Genomic DNA, 18775 nt, shown 5'->3' on the forward strand with positions numbered 1-18775 from the left:
CGTGCGGTTTCCCCTATTCGTCGACGCGGTGTCCCGCCGGTCGGGACTGTCGACCGCGCAGTCCGCCACGATCGCGCGCGCCGTGCTCCAGACCATGGTGGAGCGGATGACCGGCGACAGCTCCGGTGACCCGGCCGGGCACCTCCCCGACGAACTGGACGGGTACCTGGCCGGGCCCGGTCCCGACGACGGCCGCCCGGCCGTCCCCGGGCCGGCGCAGTTCCTGCGTCAGGTGGGGGAGCGGGCCGGGGTGGACGAGGCAACCGCCCGGGCCGGCGCCGGCGCGGTCTTCGCCACCCTGCGGGAGGCGGTCACCGTCGAGGAGTTCCACGAGATGGTGGCCCGGCTGCCCCGGGACTTCGACGGGATGACGCAGCCGATACCTCGGCCGCCGTATGACGGTTGACGTCCACACCCGTCACGGGACGTTTGCAAGTCGCCTGTGGACATCGACGCGGATCGCAGGAAGACTCAAGGTGAGAAGGCCGTTTCGCCGGAAAATTACCGGACGGTAAGCGGCTACGCGGTAACTCCTCTACGCGCTAGAGGGATGATCGGACGGACTTCCCCGGCCATTCTCCGTCGGTTACTCGCCTCTTCGGCTGGACTCTAAACGATGATCTTTCGCCCCACGCATCGAGGCCTATGCTGCTTCCAATGTGACGTCCTGGGGGGGATCATGATCGCGTTTGCCGAGTGCTGCACGCTGCCCATGAGCAGGTCAGCCGTCGCGCGCTGACATGACAACATCGACGGTAATCAACCGATTCGGCGCGGTCGCCGCCCATCGACCCGGCCAGTCGGCAGTTCTCGGCGAGGGCGCCCCGCTCAGCTACGCCGCCCTCGCCGGCGCCGCCGGCGGACACGCCGCCGCGCTCGCCTCGGCCGGCTGCCGGCCCGGCGACCGGGTCGCCCTGCTCACCGGGCACGGGTCCGCCACCATCGCCGCCATCCTCGGCACCCTCGCGGCCGGGTGTGCGTACGTGCCGCTGGACCCGGGATTCCCGGAGCGGCGGCTGGGGCACATGCTCGCCGCCGCCGAGGTCGGCGTCGTCCTCTGTGGAGCCGAGCACGTCGAGCTGGCCCGCCGGCTCACCGCCGACCGGCCGGCAGTGCGGGTGCTGACCGTCGACGACGTCCCGGCCGCGCCGCTGCGGCCCGTGCCCGTCGACCCCGACGCGCTGGCGTACGTGCTGTTCACCTCCGGCTCCACCGGCGTGCCGAAGGCGGTCGGGCAGACCCACCGCAACCTGCTGCACGTGGTGGACAACCAGATCGCCACCCTCCAGATCGGAGCGGACGACCGGCTAAGCCTGCTCGCGTCGTTCAGCTTCGACGCGGCGATCCCCGACCTCTACCCGGCGCTGCTCGCCGGGGCCGCCGTCGTCCCGGTGGAGCTGCGCCGGCACGGCCTCGCCCACGCCGTCGAGCAGCTCGCCCGGCACCGGGTCACCGTCTACCACTCCACCCCGACCGTCTACCGCTTCCTGCTCGACACCCCCGGCCCCCGCCTCGACCGGGTGCGGGTCGTGCTGCTCGGCGGCGAGCAGGCCACCCACGCCGACGCGGTACGCGGGCGGGACCGGTTCGCCCCCGACTGCGTGCTGGTCAACGGCTACGGCGCCACCGAGATGACCTTCGCCGCCCGGTACGCGCTGCCGCTCGCCGACGCCGACCCCGCCGCCACCGGGCCGCTGCCCGTCGGCACGGCCCTGCCCGGGTACGAGCTGCGCCTCGCCGCCGACGGCACGGGGGCCGACGGGACCGGGGAGATCGTGGTGCGCAGCCGGCACCTCGCCCCCGGCTACCTCGGCCAGGACAGCGACCGGTTCTCCGTGGACCCCGACGGGGTGCCCATCTACCGGACGGGGGACCTCGGCGCGCGGCTGCCCGGCGGTGAGCTGGTCTGCCTCGGCCGGCTGGACCGGCAGGTCAAGGTGCGCGGGTTCCGGGTCGAGCTGACCGAGATCGAGACGGCGCTCGCCGACCAGCCCGGCGTCGCCGGGGTCCGCGCCATCGCCCGCGACGGCGAGCTGCTCGCGTACGCCCGACGGGCCGGCGGCGAGCTGGACCCGGCGGCCCTGCGCGACGCCCTCGCCCGGCGGCTGCCGGACTACGCGCTGCCGCGCGCGGTCGTCGTGGTCGACGAGTTCCCGCTGACCGTCACCGGCAAGATCGACGAGCGGGCGTTGCCCGACCCGGCCCGGGCCGTGCCCGCCGGGGCGGCGCCGACCACCCCCACCGAGCGGATCGTGCACGACATCTGGTGCGACGTGCTCGGGCGCGACGCCGTCGGCCGCACCGACAGCTTCTTCGACGTCGGCGGCCAGTCCCTGCTGCTCGGTCGCGTGCAGCAGCGGCTCGCCGAGCGGTTCGGGGTGCGGCTGCCCATGCTCCGCCTCTTCGAGCACCCGACCGTGGCCGCCCAGGCCCGGCTGCTCGACGCCCCGGCCGGGCCGGCCCGCGCGCCGGTCGTGCCCGCCCCCGTCGCGCCGGCGACCGCCGCCCGGGAGTACACCGGCGACGAGATCGCCGTGGTCGGCCTCGCCGGCCGGTTCCCGGGCGCGCCCGACCTCGCCACCTTCTGGTGGAACCTCTGCGCCGGGGTCGACTCCGTCCACGACCACACCGACGAGGAGCTGGCCGCCCTCGGCGTCGGCCCCGGCCTGCGCGCCGACCCCCGGCACGTCAAGGCGGCCGGCCGCCTCGACGGCGTGGCCGACTTCGACGCCGAGTTCTTCTCCTTCGGCGCCGACGAGGCCGCCCGCACCGACCCGCAGCACCGCATCTTCCTCGAGACCGCCTGGGAGGCGCTGGAGGACGCCGGGCACGACCCGGCCCGCTTCCCCGGCCTGGTCGGCGTCTACGCCGCCACCTCCGCCAACCGGTACTTCCACTTCCACCTGATGGACAACCCGGCAGTGGTCGGCGACGTCGACCCCGACGACTGGGAGGCCCGGCTCCTCGGCCGGCAGTTCACCGACCACCTGCCCGGGCAGGTCGCCTACCGGCTGGGCCTGACCGGCCCGGCGGTCGCCGTGCAGAGCGCCTGCTCCAGCTCGCTGGTCGCGGTCTGCCTCGCCGCGCAGAGCCTCGCCGACTACCAGTGCGACATCGCCCTGGCCGGCGGCGTCAACGTCACCTGGCCGCGCTACCGGCACACCCCCGGCGGCCTGGCCTCCCCGGACGGCCGCTGCCGCGCCTTCGACGAGGCGGCCGCCGGCGCCGGCTTCGGCTCCGGGGTCGGCGTGGTCGCGCTGCGCCGCCTCGCCGACGCCCAGGCCGACGGCGACCGGATCTACGCGGTGCTGCCCGGCTGGGCCGTCACCAACGACGGCGCCGACCGCGCCGGCTACGCCGTGCCCGGGCCGGCCGGGCAGGCCGCCGCCGTCGCCGGCGCGCTCGCCGCGGCCGAGGTCGCCCCCGGCGAGGTCCGTTTCATCGAGGCCCACGGCAGCGGTACGCCGCTCGGCGACGCCATCGAGGTCGCCGCGCTGCACGAGGTGTACGCGGGCGCCGGCCCCGCCGAGAGCTGCGCGCTCGGCTCGGTGAAGACCAACATCGGTCACCTCGACGCGGCCGCCGGCATCGCCGGGCTGATCAAGGCGGTGCTCGCCGTGCAGCACGGCGTCATCCCGCCGAACCTGCACTTCACCCGCCCGCACCCGGAGGTCGACCTGGCCGCCGGCCCGTTCTACGTGCCGACCAAGGTGCGGGACTGGCCCGAGGCGGCGCGCCGGGTGGCCGGGGTCAGCTCGTTCGGGCTGGGCGGCACGAACGCGCACGTGGTGGTCGAGCAGCCGCCACCGGCGGAGCCGGTCGACGGCGGGGACGCGCCCGCGTACCTGCTGCCCGTGTCGGCGCGGACCCCGATGGCGCTGCGGGCGGCGCTGACCCGGCTGCGGCAGCACCTCGCCGGGGCCGCCACGGCGCTGGCCGAGGTGGCCGCCACCCTCGCGCTGGGGCGGCGCGCCTTCGGCTGCCGGGCCGCCGTGGTGGCGGCCGATGCGGCGGGCGCCGTCGCCGCGCTGGACGAGCTGCTCGCCACCGACGCCCGGCTGGCCGGCGACCCCGGCGAGCTGCGCGAGCTGGCGGCGGCCTGGATCGCCGGCGGGGACGTGGACTGGACGGCGCTGCACCCCGAGGGCGCGGTCCGACGCACCGGGCTGCCCACCTACCCGTTCCAGCGTCAGCGGTACTGGATCGACCCCCCTCAGAAAGGCGCGAGGTGAACTGGTTCCTCTCCGCCGGCCGCCGTGACCCGGCACCGGTGCAACTGTTCTGCCTGCCCTACGCCGGCGGCGGCGCGAGCGTCTTCCGGCGCTGGCAGGACGGGCTCGGCGCGGATGTCGAGGTGCTGCCGGTGCAGCTGCCGGGGCGGGAGAACCGGATCAGCGAGGACCCGGAGTTCCGGGTGGTCGACGTCGCCTCCGCCATCGCCGACCGGGCCCGCGGCCCGTACGCGATCTACGGCCACTCGATGGGCGGCCGGGTCGGCTTCGAGGTGGTCCGCGAGCTGCGCCGCGCCGGCCGCCCGCTGCCGCTGCGGCTCTACGTCGGCGGTGCCCGGGCCCCGCACGTGACCGCGCCCAGCCTCTTCGACGGGCTGTCCCGGGTGGACGACGACGAGCTGCTGCGCCGTCTCGGCGCCGGCGGCGGCCTGCCCGCCGAGCTGCTGGCACACCCCGAGCTGGTCGAGCTGCTGCTGCCGTTGCTGCGTGCCGACTTCGGGCGGGTCGACAGCTACCGCTACGCCCCCGACGAGCCGCTGCCGGTGCCGATCGTGGCGTTCAGCGGCCGGCACGACCGCGCCGTCACCCGCGAGCACAGCGACGCCTGGCGCGAACACACCGCCGCCGGCTTCACCCTGTGCGAGATCGACGGCGGGCACTTCTTCCTCAACGACCGGCTGCCCGAGCTGCTCGCCGCGATCCGCACCGACCTCGACGACGCCGTGACCGCCGGCCTTGACGTGACCGCCGGCCTCGACGTGACCGCCGGCCTCGACGTGACCGCCGGCCTCGACGGGGCCGCCGGCCTTGACGGGACCGCGACCGCCGGCTTCGACGGGGCCGCCGGCCCGGTCGACGCCGACGACCGGGCGACGGTCGCCGCCGACGGGCCGGCGGGCGGGCACCGGGTGCCGCTCGGCGACACCGGCTGGTCGGTGTGGCGGGACGCCATCCTGCGCACCACCGGCTTCCCCGCCGACGGGCTGACCATGCTCTCCGCCCCGCAGGCCGCGGCCGCCGCCGACGAGCTGCTCGCCACCGGCGACGGCGCGGAACGCTACGACAAGGAGGTCGCCGAGGCCCTGACGGCGGCCGGGCGGCGGCTCACCGAGCTGGCCGCCGACCCGCTGCTGCGGGAGGCGGTCACCTGGCAGAACCGGGGCGCCCTGGTCGCGCTCGACGGCCTGGCGCGCGGCGGCCCCGACCCGGCCCGCAACGTGCGGCGCCGCGACCGGGAGCGCGCCCTGCTGAAGTACTGGCAGCGCTACTGCGGCAAGAACGAGACGGTCGGCTTCTTCGGGCCGAGCTGCTGGGTCACCCTCGACCCGGCGCGCCCGGAGACCGCCGACGTGCGTCCCGGCCCGGGCCTGACCCGACGCCGGTGGGTGTGGTTCGAGTCCTGGGCCCTCAGCGCCTACGCCGACCGCGTCGGCCGGGACCCGGCGGTGCGCGGCTGGTGGGCGCCGATGCTCTGCCCGCAGCTCAGCCTCGCCGACCGCACGGTCCGCCGGCCGGGCCGCCCGCCGGTGTCGCTCACCCCCGTCGAGGCGGCGCTGCTCGCCGCCGCCGACGGCCGGCGCCCGGCCCGCGACCTCGTCGCCGACCCGGCGATCGGGCTGCGCCGCCCCGAGGACGGCTACGCGCTGCTGGACCGCCTGGTCGAGCGCGAGCTGGTCACCTGGGACGCGGGGCTGCCGGTCAGCCCGGACGCGGAGGAGGTGCTGCTGCGGCGGATCGAGGCGATCGGCGACGAGCCCGCCCGGCGGGCCGCCCGGGCCGGCTTCGACCGGCTCCGCGCCGCCCGCGACGCGGTGGCCGAAGCGGCCGGCGACCCGGAGCGGCTGCGCACCGCCCTCGACGCGCTCGACGCGACCTTCACCGAGCTGACCGGACAACCGCCGCGCCGCCGCGCCGGGCAGATGTACGCCGGCCGCACCCTCTGCTACGAGGACACCGCCCGCGACCTCGACGTGGTCTTCGGCCGGCCCATGCTGGACCGGATCGCCGCCCCGCTCGCGGTGCTGCTCCAGGCGGCCCGCTGGCTGGTCGACGCGCTGGAGCGGGCGTACGACGCGGCCTTCCGGGAGCTGCACGACGAGCTGCGCGCCGAGGCGGGCGGCGCCCCGGTGGCCCTGTCCGACCTGTGGTTCCTGGCCCAGGGCCTGTTCTGGGGCGACGGGACCCGGCCGGTCGACGTGGTCGCCGCCGAGTTCGCCGACCGCTGGGCCGGGCTGTTCGGCCTCGCCACGCTGTCACCCGGGACGACCGAGGTCCGGCTGCCCGTGGCCGACCTGGCCGCCCGCGTCGCCGAGGTCTTCCCGGCCGCGCGGCCGGCCTGGCCCAACGCCCGGCTGCACAGCCCCGACCTGCAGATCTGCGCCGCCGACGCGGAGGCGCTGGCGCGCGGCGACTACACCGTGGTCCTCGGCGAGCTGCACGCCGCCTGGGCGTCCTTCGACTGTCAGGTCTTCACCCCGTCGCACCCCGACGTGGGCCGGCTGCGCGACGCGCTCACCGAGGACCTGGGCGAGCGGCGGATCCGGCTGCTCTTCCCGACCGACTGGCCCCGGCGCACCAGCCGGGTCGCCGAGTCGCTGGTCGGGCCCACCGACCGGCAGCTCGCCTTCGCGCCGGCGCCCGGCGCCGACCCGGACCGGGTGCTGCCCACGGTCGACCTGACCGTCACCGACTCCGACGGCCGGCTTGTCGCCACCGGCCCGGACGGGCAGCGCTGGACGCTCACCGAGATCTTCTCCCCGCTGCTCAGCGCCCACGCCGTCGACGGATTCAAGCTGGTCGCCGCCGCGCCGTACACGCCCCGCGTCACGGTCGGCGAGCTGGTCGTGGCGCGGCAGACCTGGCGCACCACGGTCGGCGCGAGCGGGCTCGCCGATGTCACCAGCGAACGCGACCGCTTCCTCGCGGTCCGGGACTGGCGCCGCCGCCTCGGCCTGCCCGAGCAGGTGTACGTCAAGCTCGGCACCGAGACCAAGCCCTGCTTCGTGGACCTGAGCAGCCCGGCGTTCGGCAGCATGTTCTGCGCGATGGTGCGGGCCGCCCGCACCGACGGTGGCGACGACGCCTCGCTCGTGGTCAGCGAGATGCTGCCCACCGTGGAGGACGCCTGGGTGCCCGACGCGGCCGGCCGACGCTACTTCAGCGAGCTGCGGCTGCACATCGTGGACGCCGACGAACGGGAGGACTCCCGATGAGCGAGCGTCAGCGAGTGCACCACCGGATCCCGCTCGGCGACACCGGCTGGTCGGTGTGGCGCGACGTCGTCCTGCGTACCGCCGGCTTCCCGGCGGCCGGGCTGGCCGCCTTCGCCGCGCCCGACGCGGCGGCGGCCGCCGACGCCGTGCTCGCCGGTGAGGACGCCGCCGAGCTGTTCGACAAGACCTTCGCGGTGGCACTGGCCGACGGCTCCGCCCAGGCCAACGAGATCGCCGCCGATCCGCTGCTGCGCGAGGCGGTCACCTGGCAGAACCCGGAGATGCTGATCGCGCTGGACGGCCTGCTGCGCACCGACCCGACGGTGCGCAACGTCCGGCGACGCAAGCGTGAGCTGAGCCTGCTGCGCTACTGGCAGCGCTACTGCGGCAAGGCCGAGACGATCGGCTTCTTCGGCCCGGTCTGCTGGGGCCGGCTCGACCCCGACGAGCCCGCCACCCGGCTGCGCCCCGGGCCGGCGCTGGTGTCCCGGCGCGAGGTCCACTTCGAGGCGTGGGCGCTGATCGCGTACGCCGACCGGCTCGCCGACGACCTGGCGGTGCGGCGCTGGTGGGCGCCGGCGCTGCCGCCGCACCTGAGCCTGTCCGACCGGCTGGTCACCCGGCCGCTGCTGCCACCGACCGAGCTGACCGCCGTGGAGGCCCGGCTGCTGGCCGCCTGCGACGGACGCACCCCCGCGGTGACGCTGGTGGAGCGGCTGCTGGCCGGCGGGGAGACCGGGCTGCGCAGCGCCGACGACGCCTACCTGCTGCTCGACCGGCTGGTCGACCGGAACCTGCTGACCTGGGACGCCGGCCTGCCCGTCAGCCCCGAGGCCGAGCGGGTGCTCGCCGAGCGCATCGACGCCATCGGCGACGCGCCGGTCCGCGCCGAGGCGGCGGCCGCCTTCGACCGGCTGCGCGCGGCGCGCGACGCGGTGGCCGCGGCGGCCGGCGACCCGGACCGGCTCGGCGCCGCCCTCGCCGCGCTGAACGCCGAGTTCACCGCCGTCACCGGCCGGCCCGCCACCCGCCAGGCCGGGCAGATGTACGCCGGCCGCACGGTGCTCTACGAGGAGACCGCCCGCGACCTGGACTGCACGGTCGGCTCCCGGGTGCTGGACGCGCTGGCCGAGCCGCTGGCGATCGTGCTGACGGCCGCGCGGTGGCTGACCGCCGAGGTCGGCGCCGCCGGCGAACGGCTCTTCGCGGAACTGCACGCCGAGCTGCGCGGCGACGGGCCGGTGCGGCTGGCCGACGTGTGGGCCCTGGCCCAGGGGCTGCTGCTCGCCCCGGACGGCCCGATCGCCCGGGCCGGCGCCGGGCTCACGACCCGCTGGGCGGAGCTGATCGGCCTGGACTCGGTGGCCCCCGGGCAGACCGAGCTGCGGCTGCGCGGTGCCGACCTGGCCGAGCGGGCCCGCGTCCTGTTCGCCGCCGACCGCCCCGGCTGGCCGTCGGCCCGCATCCACAGCCCCGACGTGCAGATCGCCGCCGCCGGGCTGGACGCGCTCAACCGGGGCGACTTCCTGCTCGTCCTCGGCGAGCTGCACCCGGCGTACGTGCCGTTCGACAGCGCGGTGCTTACCCCGTTCCACCCCGACCAGGCGGCGCTGCGGGCGGCGCTGGACGCGGAGCTCGGCCCGGCCCGGACCCGGGTGCTCTACCCGGAGAGCTTCCCGCGCACGACCACCCGCATGACGTACGCCCTCAACGGGCCCCGGGACCGCCAGTTCGGCATCGACACGGCACGGGGTGCCGACGTCGACCGGCTGGTCCGCGCCACCGAGGCGCGGGTGGAGCACGACGGCGACCAGTGGCTGGCGGTGCTGCCCGACGGCACCCGCTGGCCGCTGATGGAGATCTTCGCGAACCTGCTCGGCGCGTTGCTGCTGGACAGCTTCAAGCTCCTCGCGCCGGCGGCGCACACGCCCCGGATCTCCATCGACCGGCTGGTCGTGGCCCGGCGGACGTGGCGGACGACGGTGGCGGAGACCGGCCTGGCCGGCGTCACCGGCGAGGCCGAGCGGTTCCTCGCCGTGCGCCGGTGGCGGGCGCGTCTCGGGCTGCCCGAGCGGGTGTTCGTCAAGGTGGGCACCGAGATCAAGCCCTGCTACGCCGATCTCACCGCCCCGCTGCACGCCCAGTCCCTCTGCGCCATGGTCGACGCCGCCGCGAAGAGCGGCGCCGACGTCACCGTGACGGTGAGCGAGCTGCTGCCGGACCCGGCGGACGCCTGGGTGACCGACGAGCGGGGGCGCGGCTACGTCAGCGAGCTGCGGATGCAGATCACCGATCCAGTGAGCTACCGGGGAGAGAACGGGTGACCGACATCCTGTCCATCAGCGCCGTCCACGGGGAGACCCTGCCGTGGCCGGACGCGACCCTGGCCGAGCTGATCGCCGCCCAGGCCGCCCGGACCCCGGACGCGGTCGCCGTGCGCCAGTGGGACACGCGCCTGACCTACGCGGAGCTGCTGGGGCGGGCGGCCGGGGTGGCCGCGGCGCTGCGCGACCGCGGCGTCGGCCGGCAGAGCCGGGTCGGCGTCTGCGGGGCCCGCAACCCCGACCTCGTGGCGACCGTGCTCGGCGTGCTGCTCGCCGGCGGCTGCTACGTGCCGCTCGAGCCGGGCGGCCCCCGCCGGCGGCTGCGGGAGATCGCCGCCGACGCGGGGGTGTCCGTGGTGGTCGGCGACGCCGCCGTGGCAGAGTTCGGCGACGTGCCGGGCGTCGAGGCGCTCGGCCTGCCCGGGCCGGCGCCGCTGGCCGCCTGCCCCGCCCGCCCCGGCGACCCCGCGTACGTCCTGTTCACCTCGGGCTCCACCGGCCGGCCCAAGGGGGTGCTCACCACCCACCGCAACGTGGTCGAGTTCGTCACCGGCTGCGCCGCGATGACCGGCGCGGACGCGGGCGTGCGCAGCCTCGGCATCGCCTCGCTCGGCTTCGACGCGGCCACCATGGACCTCTTCGTCCCGCTGCTGCTCGGCGGCGCCGTCCAGCTCCTCGGCGCCGACGACCGGGCCGACCCCGTCCGGCTGGCCCGGTTCATCGCCGCGCACGAGGTGAACTGGGGCTTCATCACCCCGACCGTGCTGTCCGTGCTCGACCCGGCCGAGCTGCCGGCCTGGCGGGTCGTGCTCTGCGGCGGCGAGGCGGTGCCGGCCGAGCTGGCCGCGCGCTGGGCCCCCGGGCGGCTCTTCCTCAACGGGTACGGCCCGACCGAGACGACCGTGCTCGCGGTCAGCGGCGAGCTGACCGCCGCCGAGACCGACCCGGTGCCGATCGGCCGTCCGCTGCCCAACCACCGCGCGTACGTCGTCGACGCCGAGCTGCGTCCGGTGCCCCCGGGCGCGGCCGGCGAGCTGCTGATCGGCGGCCCGGGCCTGGCCGACGGCTACCTCAACCGGCCCGGCCTGACCGCCGAGCGGTTCGTCCCCGACCCGTTCGGCGGCCCGGGGGAGCGGCTCTACCGCACCGGCGACCTGGTCCGGCAGGACCCGGACGGCCGGATCGTCTACCTGGGCCGGCTCGACCGGCAGGTGAAGATCCGGGGCCAGCGCATCGAGCTGGGCGAGGTCGAGGCCGTGCTGGCCGGCGTGCCCGGCGTGCGGCAGGTCGCCGTGGAGGCCGTCCCCGGCCCGGCCGGCACCGAGCTGGTCGCCTTCCTCACCCCGGCCGACGCCCCCGACGACGAGCGGCTGCGGGCGTACGCCTTGCCGCGGCTGACCGCCGCGATGCTGCCGGCCCGGGTGCTGCGCCGCGACGACCTGCCGGTCAGCCCGACCACCGGGAAGCTGGACCGTCCGGCGCTGCGGGCGCTGGCCGCCACGACCCCCGCCTCCGCTCCCGCCGGCCCGGTCGACGCCGACGAGCCGCTCGCGGCGGCGGTGGCCCGGATCTGGGGCCGGCTGCTCGGCGCGACCCCCACCCCGGAGACCGACTTCCTCGCCGCCGGCGGCAACTCCATCGCGGCGATGCGCCTGGTCGCCGCCCTCCGGGCCGAGCTGGGCCGGCACGTCGACACCCGCGACGTGTTCACCGGCCGCACCCTGGCCGGCCTGGTCGAGCGGATCACCGCCGCCGCCCCGGCCGACGCCGACGGGTTGACCACCGGCAACCCGCCGACCCTCTCCCCGCCGCAGCGCCGGCTCTGGTTCGTCGACCAGCTCGCCCCCTCCAGCGCGCCCTACAACATCGCGGTGGCGCACCGGCTGCGCGGCCCGCTCGACACGACCGCCCTCGGTGCGGCGCTGCGGGCGGTCGCCGAGCGGCACGACGTGCTGCGCTGGCGGATCCCGCAGACCGCCGGCGTGCCGTACGCGGTCTGCGAGGAACCGACCGACGTGGCGGTGCCGGTGGTCGACCTGACCGGCAGCGCCGACGCCGAGGCGGAGCTGGCCGGGATGCTCGCCGCCGGTGCGGCGCACTCCTTCGACCTGGCCACCGGGCCGCCCTGGCAGGTGACCGTCTACCGGCTCGGGCCGGACGAGCACGTCCTGGCGATCACCCTGCACCACGCGGTCTTCGACGGCTGGTCCGAGAAGCTGCTTTACGACGACCTCGCGGCGGCGTACGACCGGGCGGTGCTGGGCGGCGACCCGACGCTGCCCGCGCTGCCCGCCACGTACGCCGACTACGCGGTCTGGCGGGCGGAGCGCGACCGGCGCCGCGGCGCCGCCGACCTGGACTGGTGGCTGGCGCACCTGCGCGACGTGCCGACGGTGCTGGAGCTGCCCCGCGACCGGCCCCGGCCGGCGGTGGCCACCTACGCCGGCGCCGAGGCGGCGGTGCGGCTGCCCGAGGCGTGCGACCGGGGGGTGCGGGAGCTGGCCGAGCGGCGCGGCACCACCGTGGCGGCGGTGCTGCTGGCCGGCTTCGGCGAGCTGCTGCGCCGCCTCACCGGCCGCGACGACCACGTGGTCGGCGCGATCGTCGCCGACCGCCGGCTGGCCGCCTTCGACGACGTGGTGGGCTTCTTCATCGACACCGTGCCCGTGCGGGTGCGCGGCGGCGGGGCCAGCTTCGCCGAACTGGTCGACCGGTGCGCGGGCGAGCTGCACGACGCGACCGCCCACCCGGGCGCCCCGCTGGAGCGGATCGTCGAGGGGCTCGGCGTGGGCCGGGACACCTCCCGCGCCCCGCTGGTGCAGGTGCTGTTCAACGTGCTCAACTTCGCGCCGCCCCGGCTGGCGCTGACCGGCCTGGACGGCGAGCCGGTCGCGGTGCCCAAGCCCGGATCGCCGTTCGACGTCACCGTCTACGTGGTGGAGCGGGCCGGCCGGTGCGGCGTCGAGGTCGTCTACAACCCGGACCTGTTCGACGCCGGGCGGATCGACGACCTGCTGGCCGACCTGGTCGCGCTCGTCGGCGCGCTGGTCGCCGCACCGGACGTCCCGACCGACCGGATCGCCGCCGAGCTGCCCCGGCCGACCGTGGCCACACCCCAGCTCGGCGCCATGACCGTCGCCGCCGGCGAGGCCCCGCGCGCCGTCCTGCCGACCGGCCCCGACGGGCTGACCGACACCGAGGAGCTGATCGCCGGCATCTGGCGCGAGGTGCTGGAACGCGACCGGGTCGGCGTCACCGACAACTTCTTCGACATCGGCGGGCACTCCCTGGCGCTGGCCGCCGTGCACGCCCGGCTCACCGCCGCCACCGGCCGGTCGATCAAGATGCTCGACCTCTTCCGCCACCCCACCATCCGGGCGCTCGCCGCCAGCCTCGACGGCGCCGCCGACCGACCGGAGCTGGCCCGCGCGGCGCTGCGCGCCGCCGCCCGACGCAGCCGTACCCGCCGCAACCCGCCCCGCCGCCCCGGCGGCACCGCGTGACGAAGGACAGCCTGATGAGCAACCCGACCACAACCGACCTGCCCGACGACGGCATCGAGCCCATCGCCATCGTCGGGATGGCCGCCCGCCTGCCCGGCGCGGCCGACGTGAACGAGTTCTGGCGCAACCTCGTCGACGGGGTCGAGTCGAGCACCGAGCTCACCCGGGAGGAGCAGATCGCCCGGGGGGCCAGCGAGGCGGAGGTAGACGACCCGGGCTGGGTCAACCGCGCCCCGCTGATCGACGGGTACGACGAGTTCGACGCCGGGCTGTTCGGGATGACCGCCCGGGAGGCGGAGATCACCGACCCGCAGCACCGGCTGTTCCTGGAGTCCTGCTACACCGCGTTGCAGGACGCCGGCTACGACCCGGGCCGCTACGACGGCGCGGTCGGCGTGTACGCCGGCACCGGCGGCAACTTCTACCTGCACCGCTACGTGTACCGCAACGAGCGGGTCGGCGGCAGCCCGCACGGGGCCGTCTCGCTGGCCACCGGCAACTCCCCGAACTACGTGGCCACCAACGTGTCGTACCGGCTGGACCTGCGCGGGCCGAGCCTGACCGTGCACACCGCCTGCTCCACCTCGCTTGTCGCGTTCCACCTGGCCTGCGAGGCGCTGCGCAACGGCGAGTGCGACATGGCCCTGGCCGGCGGCGTCAACATCGAGCTGCCGCACGTCGGCTACCTCGGCATGGACGGCTTCACCTCGCCCGACGGCCGGTGCCGCCCGTTCGACGCGGCCGCGAACGGCACCGTCTGGGGCAGCGGCGCGGGCGTCACCCTGCTCAAGCGCCTCTCCGACGCGATCGCCGACGGCGACACGATCCGCGCCGTGGTGCTGGGCAACGCGATCAACAACGACGGTGCCGGCAAGGTCGGCTTCACCGCCCCCAGCGTCGACGGGCAGATGGAGGCGATCGCCCAGGCCGTCGCGATGGCCGACGTCGACCCGCGCACCATCAGCTACGTCGAGGCCCACGGCACCGGCACCGCGATGGGCGACCCGATCGAGATCGCCGCGCTCTCCGCCGTCTACACCAAGGACACCGACGAGCGGGGCTGGTGCGGCATCGGCTCGGTGAAGTCCAACATCGGCCACCTCAGCCAGCCCTCCGGCATCGTCAGCGTGATCAAGACGGTGCTCGCGATGGAGCACGGGCTGATCCCGCCCACCATCAACTACGAGACGCCGAACCCGGCGATCGAGTTCTCCGACACCCCGTTCTACGTGGCGAACACGCTGAGCAAGTGGGACACCGACGGCACGCCCCGCCGCGCCGGGGTCAGCTCCTTCGGCATCGGCGGCACCAACGCGCACGTGGTGCTTCAGGAGGCGCCGGCCGCGTACCGGGAGCGGCGGGTCCGCCCCGCCCAGCTGCTGCACGTCTCGGCCAGGACCGCCAGCGCGTTGGAGACGGCGGTGACGCGCCTCGCCGAGCACCTGGAGTCCGCCACGGACCGGGGGCCGGAGCACCTCGCGGACGTCGCGCACACCCTGCGCGTCGGCCGGCAGGAATACCCGCACCGGGTCGCCGTGGTCGCCACCGACCTGCCCGACGCGGTCACCGCGCTGCGCACGAAGCGCCGCCGGCAGGCCGGCGTGGTCGAGGGCCCGGCGCCCCGGCCGGCCTTCCTCTTCTCCGGCCAGGGCTCCCAGTACGCGGGCATGGGCGCGCAGCTGTACGCCGAGGAGCCGGGCTTCGCGGCGGTGGTCGACGAGTGCGCCGAGCTGCTCCGCCCCGAGCTGGGCCTGGACATCCGCGACCTGATCCTCGGCCGCGACCCCGAGGCGGGGGAGAGGCTGACCGAGACCCGCTACACCCAGCCCGCCCTCTTCGTCGTCGAGTACGCCCTGGCCGTGCTGTGGCAGTCCGCCGGCGTGCGGCCGGCCGCGATGATCGGCCACTCGATCGGCGAGTACGTCGCCGCGACGGTGGCCGGGGTGCTGAGCCTGCCGGACGCCCTGCGGGTGGTCGCCGCCCGGGGCCGGCTGATGCAGTCCGTCGCGCCGGGGTCGATGCTCGCCGTGCCGCTGGACGAGTCGGTGGTCGCCGAGCGGCTGCCGGAGGGGGTGGCGATCGCCACCGTCAACGGGCCGGGCACCTGCGTGGTGGCGGGTCCGGGTGACGCGGTCGCCGCGTTCGCGGAGTCGCTGGACGTCAAGACCAAGGCGCTGCGCACCTCGCACGCCTTCCACTCGCCCATGATGGAGCCGGTCCTCGCCGAGTTCACCGCCCTGATGGGCACGGTGCCGCTGCGCCCGCCGGCCCTGCCGTTCCTGTCCAACGTGACCGGCACCTGGATCACCGACGAGCAGGCCACCGACCCGGCGTACTGGGCGGCGCACCTGCGCCAGCCGGTCCGCTTCGGCGCCTGCGTGGCGACCCTGCTCGCCGAGGGCACCTGGTCGCTGGTGGAGTGCGGCCCGGGTCGGCAGCTGGCGAACCTGGCCCGGATGCAGGTGGCCAAGGGGTCCGAGGCGCAGCGCAAGCTCGTCCCGCTGGGCAGCCTGCCCGGCCCGGGCGAGCCCACCGGCGACCTCGCCACCCTGCTCGGCACCGCGGCGGCGCTCTGGTGCGCCGGCACCCCGGTGCGGCTGGGCTCCGACCCGGACGCGCGGCGGGTGCCGCTGCCGACGTACCCCTTCGAGCGGCGCCGCTACTGGGTCGACCCGGACCCGGTCCAGCAGGGCGCCGCGGCGCCGGTCGAGACCGGCCCCCGGCCGCTGCCGGAGTGGTTCGCGGTGCCGGTGTGGCGGCAGGCGGCCCCGGAGCCGCGCACCGCGCCGCTGGGCCGCTGCCTGGTCCTCGCCGCCGGCCCGCGCGGCGACGCGCTGGTCGCGGCGCTGCGGGCCGCCGGTGAGCAGCCGCTGACGGTACGCCCCGGCGACGGCTTCGCCGCCGACGGCGACGGCTGGCGGCTGCGCCCCGGCGTCCGGGACGACTACGACGCGCTGGTTGCCGCCCTCGCCGCCGACGGCGTGCCGGCCCGGCTGGTGCACGCGTTCGCTCTCGACGGCGAGCCGACCGGCGTCGACATCGCGGCCACCTGGGCCGCCCAGGACCGGGGCTTCTTCAGCGCGCTGCACCTGGTGCAGGCCCTGGCGGGCGCCGGCCTGACCGCCGAGGAGGGGACGTTCACCCTCGACCTCGTCACCGCCGGCATCGGCGACGTGACCGGCACCGACCTGACCCGGCCCGAGCACGCCACCCTCGCCGGCCTGGCCCGGGTGCTGCCCGCCGAGGTGCCCGGCCTGACCGTCCGGCTGGTCGACGCCGGCCCCGCCGACGCGGGGGAGCGGGCCCTCGTGGCCGAGCTGCGTCGCCCGGTCGACCCGGAGCGGCCCGAGGTGACGCTGCGCGGCGGACGCCGCTGGGTGACCGGCTACGAGCAGGTCACCGTCGACGGCGAGGGAGAGCCGGGGGCGCTGCGCGAGGGCGGCCGGTACGTCATCACCGGCGGCCTCGGCGGCATCGGCATCACCCTCGCCGAGGACTTCGCGACCCGGGCGCGGGCGAAGCTGGTGCTGCTGGCCCGCTCGGGGCTGCCCGCCCGCGAGGAGTGGGACGACCACCTGGCCGTGCACGGCGGCGACCGGGCCGGCCGGGCCATCGCCGCGATCCGCCGGATGGAGGCCGCCGGCGCCGAGGTGCTGGTGCTCGCCGCCGACGTCACCGACCCGGCCGACCTCGCGCGGGTGCGCGCCGAGGCCGAGCGGGCGTACGGCGGGATCGACGGCGTCGTGCACGCGGCCGGGCTGCCCGGCGGCGGCATGGCCGAGATCAAGGACCGGGCCGAGGCGGAGCGGGTGCTCGCCCCGAAGCTCGCCGGCACCCTCGCGCTGGCCCGGGTCTTCGGCGACCTGCCGCTGGACTTCGTGGTGCTCTGCTCCTCGATCACCGCGGTGATCGGCGGTTTCGGCCAGGTCGACTACTGCGCGGCGAACAACTTCCTCGACGCGTACGCCCGGGCGGGGGCGGGCTTCGCCGCGCCGGTGGTGTCGCAGAACTGGGGTGGCTGGGCCGAGGTGGGCATGGCCGTGGAGACCAGCTCCCCGGCCGGCTTCCGGGCCGCCGGGCGGGACACCGTCACCACCACGGTCGACCACCCGGTGCTCACCACGAAGGTCGCCGGCGCCGACGGGACCGTCCTGCACGGCCTGGTCTCCGCCGCCAGCCACTGGCTGCTCGACGAGCACCGCATCGGCGGGGTGCCCGTCGTGCCGGGAACCGCCCACCTGGAGTGCGTCCGGGCGGCGGTCACGGCCGCGCTGCCCGCCCCCGCGGGGGACGCCGCCGTGGAGCTGCGCGACGTCGTCTTCCTGGAGCCGTTCTCGGTGCCGGACGGCACCGTCGCCCAGTACCGGGTGGAGCTGACCCCCACCGACGACGGCGTCGACTTCGCCGTGTGCAGCCTCGCCGCCGGCCAGAGCGCCACCCACGTGCGCGGCTCGGCGGGCTGGACGCTCGAGCCGGCCCCGCCGGCGCGGCAGCCGGCCGTGGCGGGCCGCCGGGTCGACGACGACTCGTCGTTCGGTCGGGGCCGCACCAGCATGCTCACCTTCGGGCCGCGCTGGACGGCGCTGCGCGAGCACCACCTCGGCGACGGCGAGGAACTGGCCCGCGTCGAGGCCCCCGCCGAGGCGGTCGGGGACCTGCCGTCGTGGGGCCTGCACCCCGCGCTGCTGGACGTGGCGACGGCGTTCGGCCGCGGCCAGGGCTCCGGCACCTACCTGCCGCTGTCGTACGGGCGGATGGTGGTGCGCGGGTCGCTGCCGGCGCGGTTCACCAGCCACCTGCGGCACCGCGACAGCGCCACGGACGAGGTGGTCGCCGCCGACCTGTCGCTGCGCGACGCCGACGGCCGGGAACTCGTGGCCGTCAGCGACTTCGTGCTGCGGCGGGTCGACCAGGGCGCCGTGACCGGCGGGCTGGCGGCCGCGCCGGAGGCGCAGCCGGCGACGCCCGCGGGACCGACCGAGGACATCCGGCCGGTGGACGGGGCGGAGGCGTTCCGGCGCAGCCTCACCGCCGGGCTGGGCGCCCAGGTCGTGATCACGACCCGGACGGTGGCGGACATCCGCGACCGCGCCGGCCGGGTGACCACCGAGAGCCTGGAGGGCGAGGCGGAGCCGACCACCACCGCGCCGGCCGGCGCCGGCGGCGGGTCGGCCGCGCCGAGCACCGAGTTGGAGATCACCATCGCGCGGGTCTGGAGGGACGGGCTGGGTGTCGCCGACGTCGGCGTCGACGACGACTTCTTCGCCCTCGGCGGCAACTCGCTGGTCGCGGTGCAGCTGATCGCCGCGATGCGCAAGGCCACCGGCGTGCGACTGCCGATGCGCAGCCTCTTCGAGACGCCGACCGTCGCCGGGCTCGCCGCCCGGATCGAGGAACTGCGGGCGACCGCCGCACCCACCGAGGAGCCGGCCGCGCCGGCCACCATCTCCGCCATCCCGCGGCTGCCCCGCGCGTGACGGCGAGCGACAACAGGAGTGAGGAAG

At 76.5% G+C, this 18775-nt stretch carries 6 protein-coding genes; all 6 read left to right on the top strand.

Annotated elements, in window-relative coordinates; genetic code table 11:
- Position 1 precedes the first annotated feature (1 nt).
- Complete coding sequence (locus GA0070606_RS29550; protein ID WP_091106476.1) at positions 2-406, top strand: DUF2267 domain-containing protein; 405 nt, start codon at positions 2-4, stop codon at positions 404-406.
- A 334-nt stretch (positions 407-740) separates the two neighbouring features.
- On the top strand, positions 741-4232 hold the full coding sequence (locus GA0070606_RS29555; protein WP_091106477.1) for an AMP-binding protein: 3492 nt from the start codon (positions 741-743) through the stop codon (positions 4230-4232).
- Entirely contained in the window at positions 4229-7444 is a 3216-nt protein-coding gene (locus GA0070606_RS29560; protein WP_091106478.1) for a thioesterase domain-containing protein, read from the top strand. The genes GA0070606_RS29555 and GA0070606_RS29560 overlap by 4 nt, the downstream gene beginning before the upstream one ends.
- The gene (locus GA0070606_RS29565; protein ID WP_245724866.1) at positions 7441-9768 is read left to right on the top strand and encodes a lantibiotic dehydratase; all 2328 of its coding nucleotides are present in this window, start codon (positions 7441-7443) and stop codon (positions 9766-9768) included. The genes GA0070606_RS29560 and GA0070606_RS29565 overlap by 4 nt, the downstream gene beginning before the upstream one ends.
- Positions 9765-13271, top strand: coding sequence for a non-ribosomal peptide synthetase (locus GA0070606_RS29570; protein WP_091106480.1), 3507 nt, complete (start codon positions 9765-9767; stop codon positions 13269-13271). Before GA0070606_RS29565 ends, GA0070606_RS29570 begins: the two co-directional genes overlap by 4 nt.
- Before the next feature lie 14 nt (positions 13272-13285).
- On the top strand, positions 13286-18748 hold the full coding sequence (locus tag GA0070606_RS29575) for a type I polyketide synthase (RefSeq protein WP_091106481.1): 5463 nt from the start codon (positions 13286-13288) through the stop codon (positions 18746-18748).
- The last annotated feature ends 27 nt before the right edge of the window (positions 18749-18775 follow it).

The organism is Micromonospora citrea (assembly GCF_900090315.1).
Classification (GTDB): domain Bacteria; phylum Actinomycetota; class Actinomycetes; order Mycobacteriales; family Micromonosporaceae; genus Micromonospora; species Micromonospora citrea.

Coding starts and splice junctions, on each gene's coding strand:
- GA0070606_RS29555 (WP_091106477.1), top strand. CDS start 741: ATGACAACATCGACGGTAATCAACCGATTCGGCGCGGTCGCCGCCCAT.
- GA0070606_RS29565 (WP_245724866.1), top strand. CDS start 7,441: ATGAGCGAGCGTCAGCGAGTGCACCACCGGATCCCGCTCGGCGACACC.
- GA0070606_RS29575 (WP_091106481.1), top strand. CDS start 13,286: ATGAGCAACCCGACCACAACCGACCTGCCCGACGACGGCATCGAGCCC.